Genomic DNA, 14,079 nt, shown 5'->3' with positions numbered 1-14,079 from the left:
TAAAATGTCTTAATTCAAATATAATAGTAGTATTTTCAGGTTTGATAAGTTCAGAATTGATGATTTTGTTTTAAAATGCCTGTTGTAAAAAAAACAGATTATGAGTATCCAAAATGGCTTTTTAACGGTCATTTGCAGACCATAATCCCAAGCTTGTTCAGAGACACGCACTCCTTACCTTTTGAAAGAGAAAGGGTTACTACCCCTGACGGGGACTTTTTGGACCTGGATTGGCTCAGGAACTCATCCCAAAAATTAGTCATCATCAGCCATGGATTGGAGGGCAACAGCCAGCGGCCTTACATGACAGGAATGGCAAGACATTTTTTTGCAAACGGTTATGATGTGCTGAATTGGAATTTTCGCGGATGTAGTGAAGAACTCAATAACAAACCGATTTTCTACCATTCAGGAGCCACTTATGACTTGGATTTTGTGGTGGACCATGCTTCGCAAAATTACGAATCCGTCTATCTTATCGGATTCAGCTTGGGTGGAAACCTTACCTTGAAATACCTAGGAGAAAAAAGAGAAAGAACTCCAAAAATCAAAAAAGCCGTGGCTATTTCTGTTCCGCTTCATCTTGAATCTGCCTGTATCAAAATTTCAACGGGAGAAAATATCATGTATGCCAAGCGATTTTTGAAAACCCTGAAAGAAAAAGTAGTCAAGAAGGCAATAAAATTTCCTAATGAAATTCCAACAGGAATTTTGAGGAAGATCAAAACCCTACAGGATTTTGATGACCACTACACCGGGCCCTTACATGGATTCAAGGATGCCCACGATTATTATGAGCAGAATTCCTCCTTGTATTTCTTAGAACATATTGAAATCCCTTCTTTGATTCTGAATGCCCAAAATGATCCATTCCTCAGCGACCAGTGCTTTCCGGTATCTGTTGGAAGAAAGTTGGAACAAGTATGGATGGATTTTCCAAAATATGGAGGCCATGTTGGCTTTAGTCCGAGAAAGAAGGCCGATATTTATTGGTCCGAAAAAAGGGCGTTTGAATTTATCACATCAGATCAGTAATTTTCAGAAAAACCATTACCATGTGCGGCAGATATTCCCTCAGCAAAAGTAAAATTGAATTGGAAGAAAGATTTCAGGCAGAGATGTTGGTCGATTTCAAACCACGCTACAATATAGCGCCTACCCAGCTTGTGCCGGTCATCACTTCTGATAGCCCTAAGGGTTTTTCATTTTTCTATTGGGGCATCACACCTGATTTTGCCAAAAACAAACCTGTTTCCCAAAAATTTATCAATGCCAAGGCAGAAACGGTAAATGAAAAAATTTCCTTCAAATCGTCTTTTGAGAAAAGGAGATGCCTGGTGCCTGCAGACGGTTTTTATGAATGGAAAAAATTGGGAAAGAAAACCAAGGTCCCGTATCGTTTTACGATGGCCAACGATGAAGCTTTCGCTTTTGCGGGTATTTGGGAAGAATATGAAAACGAAAAAGGGGAAATCAACCATACGTTTTTGATATTGACGACCGAACCAAATAGGCTTGTGGCCGAGGTTCATGACAGGATGCCCGTCATTCTGAAAAAAGAAGATGAGAAAAAGTGGCTTGACAAATACAGTTCTGAATCAAACCTGCTCAAGATGCTAACAACCTACTCGGCCGATGACATGTTAAGCTATACGGTATCCCCTCTTGTAAATCAGGTCACCAACGACAGTCCCGGAATTATCCGCAAAACATCCCCTATGGACCAATTTGGGAATTACACTTTATTCGGATGATGGAAAAAATCAAAATTATTGACCTGCATTTTCAAAAATCAAAAGATGCTATCGCAAGCTTTTTGATAGAAACATCCGATGGACCGATACTTATCGAAACCGGTCCGGCAAGCACTTATGACCAACTCAGCCGAGGAGTATCAAAATGCGGACATTCCATAGATGAAATCAAACATGTATTGCTGACACACATTCATTTTGACCATGCCGGGGCAGCTTGGAAACTTGCTGAAGCCGGAGCCAAAATTTATGTGCATCCCTTTGGTGTTCCCCATCTGGCTTCTCCGGAAAAACTTTGGAACTCCGCCTCCCAAATTTACGGAGATGACATGGACAGGCTTTGGGGAAAGATGAAACCAATTCCTGCCAACCAATTGGTCAGTGTGGAAGACAAGCAAGAACTCGAATTTGGTACTACCAAAATCAAATCCCTCCATACTCCCGGACATGCTGTCCACCACATAGCATGGAAAATGGGCAATATCATATTTACAGGCGATGTAGCAGGCGTCAAGATTGCCGGAGGCCCGGTGATGCCTCCCTGCCCTCCACCCGATATCAATTTGGAAGAATGGAAAAAGTCCCTTGCCATCATAAAAAGCGAAAAGCCTAAGGAATTATACCTCACCCATTTTGGGATTATCGACGCGGTAGACTATCATTTGGATAGTCTCTCCTACATGCTAGACGATTGGGCAGAATGGATCAAACCCTATTTTGAGAAAAATGTGGACCAATCTGAGGTGGTCCCACTTTTTATGGAATATTCCAAATCGCAATTTTTGAGAGAAGGATGTTCAAAAGAACAGATCCAAACCTATGAATATGCCAATCCCAGCTGGATGTCAGTAGCGGGCCTTTACCGGTATTGGAAACTTAAAAGTCAGGGAAGGCTGAAATAGTCCCTTATTTTATCCATTCATGTACGAATAGCGACTTGTAAGGCTGTTTCAATTTTGTTTTTTGGTATTCAAAAAAGGAAATGGGATATTTGCCTCAACCAATTACGCGCAAAACAACCAGACCCAAAATACTTTTACGGCCATGTACAAATCCAAAATCACAGGAGTAGGACATTATGTCCCTGATAGAATCATCACCAATGAATATCTATCCACCATCATGGATACCAATGACGCGTGGATTGTGGAGCGCACAGGCATCCATGAGAGAAGGTGGTTTACTCCGGGCAAAGACACTTTGGCAAGTATGTCTGTCAATGCCTCAAAGATTGCCTTGGAAAGAGCGGGATTATCCAATAAAGACATTGACTTCATCATTTTTGCCACAATAACCCCTGATTATTTCCTTCCGGGGGAAGGGGTATTGTTACAGAGAGAACTTGGCATGCAGGGAATCGGAGCATTGGATATCCGGAATGCCTGCTCGGGATTCATATACGCGCTTTCTATTGCAGATCAATTTATCAAAACCGGGATGTATAAAAACATCCTTGTGGTAGGCGGAGAAATCCAGTCTTCAGCTTTGGACAAAAGTGATGAAGGCAGGTCAAGTGCGGTAATTTTTGCTGACGGCGCAGGTGCAGTGGTGGTAAGTAGGTCCAATTCTGAAAAATCAGCTATCCTTTCTACACACCTCCATGCTGACGGTGACCATGCCGAAGAGTTGTATTGTTCCTCACCTAGCAGTTGCCAAGAAGTCAGGATATCCACTGAAATGATAGACAGAGGTGACTTTTTTCTCAAGATGAACGGAAATGCCGTTTTCAAACATGCCGTGGTCAGGTTTGCAGAGGTTATCCAAGAAGCCCTGGACGCCAACGGTAAAACCAAACATGATATTGACCTCCTTGTTCCCCATCAGGCCAACCTAAGAATCAGCAATTATATCCAACAAAAATTGGGCTTGCCTGACGAGAAAGTATTCAATAATATCATGTATTATGGTAATACGACTGCGGGTACGATTCCTATTGCCTTGAGTGAAGCTTTTGAACAAGGAAAGCTCAAAGAAGGTGATTTGGTTTGTTTGGCCGCTTTCGGAAGTGGTTTTACTTGGGCCTCAGCATTGCTGAATTGGTAAAAAATGACCGAATTGAAACTAGATCTGGAATTGCTAAAAAACAAAACCCTGTTCCAAAAAATCAAGGAACAGTCAGATTTGGTAGAAGATCTTTTCAGTAGCCTGGCAAATGATTTCCCCCAGAAGGAACTTCGGAAAATTCACCAAAATGCCAAAGGAACAAAAATATCCAAGGGATATAATCTAGAAAATTCCCCTTATCAGGTGTTGGATTTGGTCAGGGATTTTGACGAACAAACAGGATTTAATATCCGGGTTTTGAACTGGTGGGGAAATGGCCTTTTTATTTTTGTTTATTTTGGCGGACTGACCTTAGAAAAATACATTGGATCACAATCAGAATTAACAGCTTCCTACAAGAATTGTGACCATTCTTCCCCTTGGGCTTATGGCCAAATTATTTCCAAAGAAGTGCAGGAAGTTGGTTTAAAACCAAAAAAAGATGGTTTTTCCCAATTTTTTAAACAGATTGATCCGGACCCGGAATATTCTAAAACATATTCTTTGATAAAAAAAGAAATTAGGTTTGTCTTAGATAATCATTCTTAAAACTTTCCTTATTTCATAATTAGCGCTAATTTAGAACCTCCTTTGTAGGGTTACCGTATTCAACAAAAACAAGAAGCCAACTTATATGAAATATATTTTTGGAGTTTTATTCTTCATTATTTCTCTCAGTTCAATCGCCCAAGACAATCAAAATCTGGTTTCGCTTTACAACTCAGATTCCTCATTGGTTGGAACAGGTGTCCTGAGGGATGGAAGAATGGAAGGACTTTGGAGATTTCAAAATCCCAAAACTACAGCACTTGTACAGACCATCACTTTTAGCCGGGGATTGAGAGAAGGAGTCACAGTCAGCTATCATCCAAATGCAGCAAAGCACATAGAAGCAGAATACAGGGCAAACAGACTCAATGGTTTTTACAAAGAATATGACAGGACGGGTTCATTGAAAACAGAAATGGTATTCAATGACAGTGTCAGAGTGGGCCCTTACCGCGAGTTTTATGGAAGAGAAGGACAACCTGATTTTGTCAATCCTAGACAAGTTAAAATTGAAGGACAGTTTGTCAATGGCAATAGACATGGCAAATGGGTGACCTTTTACAATACCGGTGACCTAGCTGTGATACAGACCTATGAGAACGGAAAAGTGGAAGGTCCGCATATAGAATATGCACTTGAGGGTGATATTATGCTTCAGGTCAATTACAAAAACGATGTACCTCATGGGCAATTCACCCGATTTGCATTTGGGGGAGTGGTCGAAGAAACGGGCGAATTTGAAAATGGAAGAAGAATTGGTAAATGGCTTACTTATTTTCCCGGTACCAAAACCATCGAATCTGAAAAATTCTATGATGCTTTAGGAAATAAGACAGGAGAATGGAAATTTTATTACGAGAATAAAAGAGTTGCCAGAATAGAAAAGTATGAAAATGACATTCCGGTGGGAACTTGGGAGGAATTTTTTCCCAATAGGGCATTATCCAAAAGAAAAACCTATGAATTAGGCCTGCCTACCGGTCCCTATATCGAAAACCACGCCAACGGCAATGTCTCTGTACAGGGTCAATATGTAAACGGAGGGAAAGACGGACTTTGGAAAAGTTATTTTCCGGAGGGTAAAATATATTCTATCGGTGAATATAAAAATGATTTGAAAACAGGTCTTTGGAAGTATTTCAACAAGATCGGGATTTTGATTGCTGAGGGTGAATATACCCTTGGGTCTGAAAACGGACAGTGGTTTTATTACTATGACGGCGGCCAATTGAAATCCGTAGGAAGTTACTTCCTTGGATTTGAAGACGGGACTTGGGGCTTGTTTTATGACAACAAGCAACTTACCCAAGACGAGTTTTGGACCAATGGAAGACTGATCAATATTGGTGATTATAATTCCTATGACGGTACCAAAACCTTGGATAAAGGTTCTCTAAAAGACGGAAATGGCATCAGAATTACCTATTACATTGACGGTACCAAGGAATCTGAAGGCAATTATTCAAGCGGCAAGCCGGAAGGTTTGTGGATCTATTATCATGAGACGGGCAAAAAAGCCTCAGAAGGTCAAATGAAAGATGGAAAAAAAGAGGGCCCATGGAAATACTACAATATCAGCGGTCGTCTTGAACAAGTCATCAATTATAAAGACGACGAAATTATAGAGGATAATGAAGAAACCACTCTTTCAAGATTCAATTTTTAAATTGGGCAAACACTTTTGAAGTTCTGGGAGTTTTCAAAATAAAAACCATGTTTGGACTATTCAAGAAAAAAACCGAGTTGGAAAAACTCCAGGACAGTTACAAGGAATTGCTAGAGAAAGCCCATAAAATATCCCATAGCAATAGAACACTCGCTGACAAGATGGCTGCAGAAGCGGAAGAAATAGCAAAAAAAATAGACCTCCTCAGAAAAAACGGATAATCCCTCAAGCCCGAAAGTCACTTTCGGGCTTTTTTATTGCTACCATTTTTAATTGATTTTTCACTTTTTCAGGTAATTTAAAACGGGTAAAAAAAAAATAATAATTTGCTAAAACGATTTTTCAAAATATATTATTTTATATAAGTCAATATCATAAAACTTAATTCTTTAAACTGCCGTAAAACCCATCAAGAGAATAAACCAAATTATTATGAAAAGGTCAACAATTTATCGGGTAAGTTTCCTGATCCTCTTTGGCTTAGGAATGGTATTCAGTCAAGAATCCAAGGCAAATCCTTATCATGGAATTTCCTTTCAGGTATTCTACAATGAATTGAGTCCTTATGGTGATTGGGTCATGGACCCAACTTATGGCTATGTATGGATACCTTATGTGGATCAGGGATTTCACCCTTATGGAACAGATGGGTATTGGGAAATGACAAATTTTGGTAACACTTGGGTATCAAATTACCAATGGGGATGGGCAGCTTTCCATTACGGAAGATGGTTTTGGGATGATTTCTACGGTTGGGCTTGGGTTCCGGGCTATGAATGGGGACCGGCTTGGGTAAATTGGAGAACCGGTGGAGGATATTATGGTTGGGCACCTTTAGGTCCCGGACTTCATGTCAGCATGGGATTCAACATCCCTTCCAACTATTGGGTTTTCATCCCTCAAAGGAGGTTCAGGTCAAGAAACTTCTACAGGTATTGCGCCCCTTCCTACTATGTGTCGCATATCTACCAAAGAACGACCCTCATCAACAACACCTATGTCTACAACAACAACACTTACTATTCAGGACCTTCCAAAAGAGATATAGAAAGGTCCACAAGAACGGTGGTTCCGGTGTACCAAGTCAGTGATTCTGAAAAACCGGGCAGGACTGTCGTTCAAAAGGATAGGTTAAATGTCTACAGACCAGAGGTAAGGGAAGTAAATGGAAGAAATGAAAATCCAAGACCTTCAAGAGCATTTACTGCTGAAGAGTTTAAAAATAAGTCAATCATGGAAAACCGGTCCAGACAATCTTCCACAAGAAGCGCTGAAAACCAACCTACCCGTGAATCAAATAGACAGGCTGTCCCTGACAGAGAAATCAATAGAAACAGCTCTGGAAATCCAAATGTTGGATTAAATGAATCCAACACGCCTTCAAGGAATGTCCAAAACAGCAATAGAAATGGTTCTTTTGAACAAACACAACCTCAGAGTCAAGCTAGACCAGAACAGGCACCAAACCCTGAATCAAGGTCAAGGAACAGTTCGCCTGCCGTTGTAGATGGGAATTCAAGATCAGGTCAAGCTTCACCAGCCCAAAAACCGGGTGTATCAAGAACCATTGAAAATTCTAAAAGACAAGCTGAATCTACAAGGCAACAGGTAAACCAGAGAAGTCAGGAGGTAATCAAAAGACAGCCGGCACCAAGTCAACAAAGTTCTCCAGCTGTAAATTCCAGACAAGAGGCCAGACCGACTAGAACCCAGGAAGCCGGGCCAAGTTCGGAAAGCAGGCCTGCTTCATTTTCCCGAGGAGGTGGAAGAGGTGGAAACTAAAACAAGAAAAAGAGGTCCAAAATGGGCCTCTTTTTTCTTTTTATATCCTACCTGAAAATTTATTCCCAGTATGAATTAAAAATGTTAAATGGAAATTTCACACCGATACTATAAAAAGCAATTGGAATTTAGGAAAGTTGAAAATCAGATAAAAAATGAAAAACTTTCCTAACACCTTAGAGATTTCGGGTAATCTTCAAGGAAAATTGCAACAAATGACCATTGATAATTGATTTTTTTTAATAAGCCCTTTTGATATGCTTAAAATAATCATTTAATTGGCTTTCTTAAAGCCGCAGAATGAACCTAATAAACCCGAAAAAAAACCTGGAAAAAATTCTGGGTGTGGTAGAAACAAAAAGTTATACCAACAAATTGAAATTAATCAAAAACCTTTACACCAAAGGAAGCAATACTGCTGGAGAAATCTGCATTGAGGTGGGGATTTCCCTGCCGACAGTCAATTCCCTGTTAGGTGACTTGATGGCTTCAGGAGAAGTAATTAAAAACGGAAGGGCAGAATCTCAGGGTGGAAGAAAACCGGACTTATACCAATTGGCAGGAGATGCCTTCTATGTACTTTCTGTGGACATCAATAAATTCCGTGTCAGAGCTGCCATCTATAACAGTTCAAATGAATGTATCACGGAGGCCGAAACTATAAAAATCACTTTGAACAATGAAAAAGAAACCTTTGAGCAGATTTGTGATTTTATATTGAACCATAAGAACAATTCAGGAATACCGGACGAAAAAATCATTGCCATAGGGATTTCCATGCCGGGATTGATTGATTCCATTCACGGCATCAACCATACCTATCTGAAATTTGGAAAGAAAAGTCTTGTGGAAAATTTTGAAGCAAGACTTGAGAGAAGGGTATTTTTGGAAAATGATGCCCGGGCCATGACCTTGGCCGAATTTAAATTTGGTCAAAAAGACAATTACAAAAATGTCCTTGGGATCTTTATAGGTTGGGGAATTGGATTGGGAATAATCATCGACGGGAAAATCTACCAAGGTGCCTCCGGTTTTGCCGGGGAATTTAGCCACTCCCCCATTTTCGAGTCAAGTGACATCACCTGCACCTGCGGAAAAAAGGGATGCTTAGAATCAGTGGCTTCAGGAACGGCGATAGTCAGGATGGCAAGAGAAGCGATTGCCACAGACAGCGATTCCATCTTGTCACGCATGGTAAGGGAAAACAACAATGAAATCGAACCTTTCTTGGTAGTGGATGCGGCATTGGCCGGAGACCAAAGGGCCATCACTATTCTTTCGGAAGTGGGGCTTGATTTGGGAAGGGGCATATCTATCCTTATCCAACTGCTCAATCCTGAAATGATCATCATTGGTGGTTCGGTAGCCGAAGCAAAACAATATTTAATAACCCCGATCCAACAAGCTTTGAATATTTACAGCATGGCTAAGGCCCGGGAGAATACCGAACTGGCATTGTACAAGCTAGGGAAAGAAGTAGGACTATTGGGAGGTGTAGCTGTGGTCAATGAAAAAATCTTTGACGATGTACTGGTTTAATTTTGCGGATATTCAAGGTTCTGTTCGAAGTCAGGTAGAGGTAAAATATTCTTGAAAAGTATTATGAATCAGAAGTTTTCAATATCCGTATGGATTTTATTGGGTGTGATCTTCATGGCAGGGCTTTTTTTCCTTTCAGTGACTGAAAAAAACAAAACCGGAGCATTTGAACTTCTTTCTCCCAAAAGAACCGGTATTAATTTTTCCAATACGCTCAGAGAGGATCAAAAAAACAACATTTTAACCTATGAATATTTTTACAACGGAGGAGGTGTCGGCGTAGGAGACATCAACAATGATGGACTGGAAGATGTTTTTTTTACCGGAAACATGACAGACAATGTCCTGTATCTCAATCAAGGTGATTTCAGATTCAAAGACATTACCAAAACAGCCGGAGTCAAAGGAAAAAAATCATGGACAACAGGGGTTACCATGGTCGATATCAATGCCGACGGATGGCTTGACATCCATGTGTGCTATTCGGGAAACGGAGATCTCAACAGCCGCAGAAACGAACTTTATATCAACCAAAAAAATCTGACTTTCAAAGAAGAAGCCGCCTCCTATGGCTTGGATGACCCTTCTAACAGTACCCAAGCCTTATTTTTTGACTTTGATAAAGATGGTGATTTGGATATGTTTCTCCTCAATCACCACATTGAAGTCATCAATGAAATTGAGTTTGACCAGGCAAGAGCCGTAAGGCATCCCTTTGCAGGAGATAAATTATTTAGAAATGATGGGGGGAAATTTACGGATATCAGCGAAGATGCAGGGATCAAAGGAACCGCTTTGGGATTTGGTCTTGGAGTAGCGGCTTCAGATATCAATGGAGACGGATGGATTGACCTGTATGTCAGCAACGATTATATCGAGCCGGACTATGTGTATATCAACAATGGAGACGGTACTTTTTCGGACCGAATGACCGATATGATGCAGCATATTTCCCATTTTTCCATGGGTTTGGATATCTCCGATGTCAACAATGACGGATTGATGGACATATTCACTTTGGACATGCTTCCAGAAGACAATAAAAGACAGAAATTGCTGTATGGCCCGGAAAATTATGAACAATATGCCCTCATGGTCAACCGTGGCTTTTACCACCAAAACATGCGGAATATGCTTCATCTCAATCAGGGAAACGGGTTATTCAGCGAAATAGGACAATTGGCAGGCATATCAAATACTGATTGGAGCTGGTCGGCTTTGTTTTTTGACGCTACCAATTCCGGTTATAAAGACCTCTTTATCAGCAACGGTTATTACAGGGATTATACCAACAGGGATTTTCTGAAGTACAAAGGAGACTATTATTTCAAATCAGCAGTAGCCGGAGAAAAAGCCGACACGCTTCATTTGGTCACCAGCATGACCTCCACTCCGGTTTCCAATTACATTTTTGAAAATGGCGGGAATCTGATTTTTAAGGACAAGTCAAAAGATTGGGGAATCTACTCCCCCAACTTCTCAAGCGGTGCAATATATGCCGATCTCAACAATGACGGGCAGCTTGACCTAATTGTAAACAACCAAAATCATCCTGCTTTCATTTATGAAAACAAATACAAAGATTATAGCGGAAAAACCCAAAACTGGATTCAGATCAATTTGAAAGGAAACAATTCCAACACACTTGGGATCGGTGCCAAAGTAGCTCTTTACTCTGGAGGCCAAGCCCAATATCTTGAGCAAATGCCGACAAGAGGCTTCCAATCCTCTGTTTCTAACCGACTACATTTCGGATTGGGAGAAAAATCCAACATAGATTCCCTGGTTGTCATCTGGCCAAAAGGAAATGTTTCAATTTTGAAAAATCCTGAAATCAATAAAATTTCTGAGATTTCAGAAAGTGACTTGGCGGGCGGAGAAACCAAGAGACCTTCCATTACGCCTCTTTTCCAACCAACAGAAAACAAAATCCCCTTCATTCACAAGGAATATGGTTTCAATGATTTTAAAAGGCAACCACTTTTACTCGAAATGCCTTCTTATGTCGGTCCTGTCTTGGCTGCAGCAGATATCAATGGTGATGGATTGGAAGAGGTATTTGTTGGAGGTACCAAAGGGTCAGCCGGAAAATTGTTTCAATTTTCAAACGGAAAGTGGCAGACAATTAATTCCTTTAAATCCGAAAGCGAATTCACAGATGCAGACGCAGAGTTTTTTGATGCCAACAGTGATGGGCATATGGATTTGTACATCGGCAGTGGCGGCTATCACGATTACCTTTCCAATGAAGAATCCTTACAGGACAGGTTTTACCTCAATGATGGCGTAGGAAACCTGAAACTTAGCCCTACGTCTTTACCAAAAATGTTGGTCAGCACCTCATCGGTCACTGTAGCAGATTTCAACAATGACAGGAAACCGGACATTTTTGTTGGGGGAAGAATAATCCCCGGAAAATACCCACAAACTCCGCAAAGCTATATTTTGATCAATGATGGCGAAGGCAATTTTGTTGATCTTTCAAATCAGTACCTGCCGTCAGGTGGAAAAATCGGAATGGTTACCGATGCTGTGGATTTGGATTTGAATAAAGATGGTTTACAAGACCTGGTTATCGCAGGAGAATATATGCCTATCACCGTTTTTCTCAATGACGGGGGAAAAAGCTTTAAGGATGTTACCAAAGAATGGGTTGGAGAAGAAACAAAAGGTTGGTGGTCGAGTCTTGCCATCGGGGATTTTGACAAGGATGGTGACATGGATATAGTGGCGGGTAACTTCGGCCTGAATTCACAATTTAAAACAAATACAGCCGAACCGCTGAAACTCTATTTTGGAGATTTTGATGACAATACCTCCATAGACCCGATCCTAGTCAGCTATGTTCAGGGAAAACCCTTTCCATTTCCAAGCAGAGACGAATTGCTGGATCAGGTATATGGTTTCCGGAGTAAGTTTACCGATTATGCAAGTTATGCCGAGGCCACCATAGAGCAGATTCTGACCAAAGAACAATTGGCAAATTCCTCAAAATTGGAGGCCAATGAGTTGCGGAGTATGTATTTCGAAAACAATGCGGAGAAATTCATTCCCCACGTATTGCCGATTGAAGCTCAATTCGCTCCGATTCATGCCATTCATGTTTTCGATTATAACAATGACGGTAATTTGGATTTGGTCCTTGCAGGAAATCAAAGCTATACAAGGTTGAGGCTTGGAATGATGGATGCCAATCTTGGACAACTTTATCGCGGAGATGGAAAAGGGAATTTCCAATTCATCCCTCAGCGGGAATCAGGATTTTCCATTCTGGGCGATGTGAAGTCGATTCTTCAGCTGCCTTCCCAGCCAAATCTTCTATATTTCGGTATCAATAACAAAGGGCTGATCAACTACCAAAAAAATGATTGACATGAATTGCTTCAATAAACGATGGGGGTTAATTCACTTGGCCTTTCTGGTATTTGTTTGCCTTGGCAATCCAATTCCTGCTTTCTCCCAAAAAAATGGATCTCCTCCTACAAAAGTTTTCATCGAAAATCTATTTTACATTACAGAAGTGATGGTTACGGATGTGGCCTCCCCACCCGGTGCCGCTAGATTCTATGCTTATTCGACCTTAGCCGCTCATCTTGCATGGGATCAAGCTTTAGGAATAAAGGAAAACGAAAATCTGTTGACCAAAACCAATCATGAAAAAATCGGATTCATCGGGGAAACAGAAAAAAACCTTTCACCGGAATTTGTGTCAATTTATGCCATGCTGGATGTGGGAAAGAAAATCATGCCCTCCGGAAAGCTACTTGAAGCCAAGCAAAAAGCCCTAATCAACCAATTTTCCAAGTCAAAATGGATTTCTAAAAAAGAAGTAGAAGCCAACATTACCTTTGCGGAAAAAGTGTCGGCACAGGTTTTGGAAATAGCCAAAAATGATGGTTACAGGCAACTGAGTGCACTGACAAGATATACTCCCAAGAAAAACGAAGGACATTGGTACCCCACTCCTCCTGCCTATATGGGCGCAGTGGAACCCGAATGGCGTACAATCAAGACATTTTTCTTACAAGACCTGAAGCCCTATAAGCCTGCCCCACCTGCAAAGTTTGACCTGACCGAAGGAAGTCCATTCAAAAACCAATTGGATGAAGTGGTTCAGGTTACTTCTGCATTATCGGAAGAACAACAATTGATTGCCAATTTTTGGGACTGCAATCCATTCAAAGTGAGTTTTTCGGGACATATGGCCATTGGGTTAAAGAAGATTTCACCCGGAGGTCATTGGATTGGAATCACAGGAATTGCCGCAGAAAAAGCCAAGTTACCTTGGCAGGAAACCATATATATCCACACCTTGGTGGCAATGGGATTGCATGACGCTTTTGTAAGTTGCTGGGAAGAAAAATACGATTCCGATAGAATCAGACCTGAATCTGCCATCCAAAAATACCTGAACCCTACTTGGCGGCCATTGTTACAAACTCCCCCATTTCCTGAATATACAAGTGGTCACAGTGTTATTTCTAAAACGAGCGCTGTCATCCTTACCCACTATTTTGGGGATGATTTTGATTTTATAGATACCTCAGAAGTCTATTTTGGATTACCAGAAAGGCCTTTTAAGTCATTTTCCCAGGCGTCAGATGAAGCTGCGATTTCAAGGCTTTATGGTGGAATACATTTCCGCGATGCCATAGAAGAAGGTGTCAAGCAAGGTGATAAAATAGGAAATTACATCCTGCAAAGAGTTGGAGGAAAACAGGTTTCCGAACGCTAGGCAACCTTGAT

The 14,079-nt window shown here is 40.9% G+C and carries 11 protein-coding genes; all 11 read left to right on the top strand.

Translation table 11 applies throughout. From position 1 onward, the window contains the following. The first annotated feature begins 75 nt into the window (after window positions 1–75). The 11 genes from DQW11_RS11640 to DQW11_RS11590 all read left to right on the top strand — a co-directional run bounded on the left by DQW11_RS11640 (window position 76) and on the right by DQW11_RS11590 (window position 14,068). Window positions 76–1,035, top strand: a complete 960-nt coding sequence (locus DQW11_RS11640; protein WP_113924260.1) for a YheT family hydrolase — start codon at window positions 76–78, stop codon at window positions 1,033–1,035. Between the two features lie 20 nt (window positions 1,036–1,055). Beyond that, complete coding sequence (locus DQW11_RS11635) at window positions 1,056–1,754, top strand: SOS response-associated peptidase (protein ID WP_113924259.1); 699 nt, start codon at window positions 1,056–1,058, stop codon at window positions 1,752–1,754. Then, window positions 1,751–2,656, top strand: coding sequence for an MBL fold metallo-hydrolase (locus DQW11_RS11630; RefSeq protein ID WP_317047881.1), 906 nt, complete (start codon window positions 1,751–1,753; stop codon window positions 2,654–2,656). The genes DQW11_RS11635 and DQW11_RS11630 overlap by 4 nt, the downstream gene beginning before the upstream one ends. 142 nt (window positions 2,657–2,798) lie before the next feature. Further along, window positions 2,799–3,797, top strand: coding sequence for a 3-oxoacyl-ACP synthase III family protein (locus DQW11_RS11625; protein WP_113924887.1), 999 nt, complete (start codon window positions 2,799–2,801; stop codon window positions 3,795–3,797). Window positions 3,798–3,800: 3 nt separating this feature from the next. Continuing rightward, complete coding sequence (locus DQW11_RS11620; RefSeq protein WP_113924258.1) at window positions 3,801–4,346, top strand: hypothetical protein; 546 nt, start codon at window positions 3,801–3,803, stop codon at window positions 4,344–4,346. Between the two features lie 85 nt (window positions 4,347–4,431). Beyond that, window positions 4,432–6,012 (top strand): toxin-antitoxin system YwqK family antitoxin, encoded by a 1,581-nt coding sequence (locus DQW11_RS11615; protein ID WP_113924257.1) that lies wholly within the window; start codon window positions 4,432–4,434, stop codon window positions 6,010–6,012. Between the two features lie 47 nt (window positions 6,013–6,059). Next, window positions 6,060–6,233 (top strand): Lacal_2735 family protein, encoded by a 174-nt coding sequence (locus tag DQW11_RS11610; protein WP_113924256.1) that lies wholly within the window; start codon window positions 6,060–6,062, stop codon window positions 6,231–6,233. A 211-nt stretch (window positions 6,234–6,444) separates the two neighbouring features. Continuing rightward, on the top strand, window positions 6,445–7,794 hold the full coding sequence (locus DQW11_RS11605; protein ID WP_157966104.1) for a DUF6600 domain-containing protein: 1,350 nt from the start codon (window positions 6,445–6,447) through the stop codon (window positions 7,792–7,794). A gap of 300 nt (window positions 7,795–8,094) precedes the next feature. Continuing rightward, entirely contained in the window at window positions 8,095–9,333 is a 1,239-nt protein-coding gene (locus DQW11_RS11600) for an ROK family protein (protein WP_113924254.1), read from the top strand. A gap of 63 nt (window positions 9,334–9,396) precedes the next feature. Then, window positions 9,397–12,705, top strand: a complete 3,309-nt coding sequence (locus DQW11_RS11595; protein ID WP_232826731.1) for a VCBS repeat-containing protein — start codon at window positions 9,397–9,399, stop codon at window positions 12,703–12,705. Window position 12,706: 1 nt separating this feature from the next. Beyond that, window positions 12,707–14,068, top strand: coding sequence for a vanadium-dependent haloperoxidase (locus DQW11_RS11590; protein WP_113924252.1), 1,362 nt, complete (start codon window positions 12,707–12,709; stop codon window positions 14,066–14,068). Window positions 14,069–14,079 lie beyond the last annotated feature (11 nt).

Source organism: Cognataquiflexum aquatile, assembly GCF_003316845.1.
Classification (GTDB): Bacteria; Bacteroidota; Bacteroidia; order Cytophagales; family Cyclobacteriaceae; genus Cognataquiflexum; species Cognataquiflexum aquatile.
Note: the sequence above shows the minus strand (reverse complement) of the source record. Positions and strands in the feature narration are given on the sequence as shown.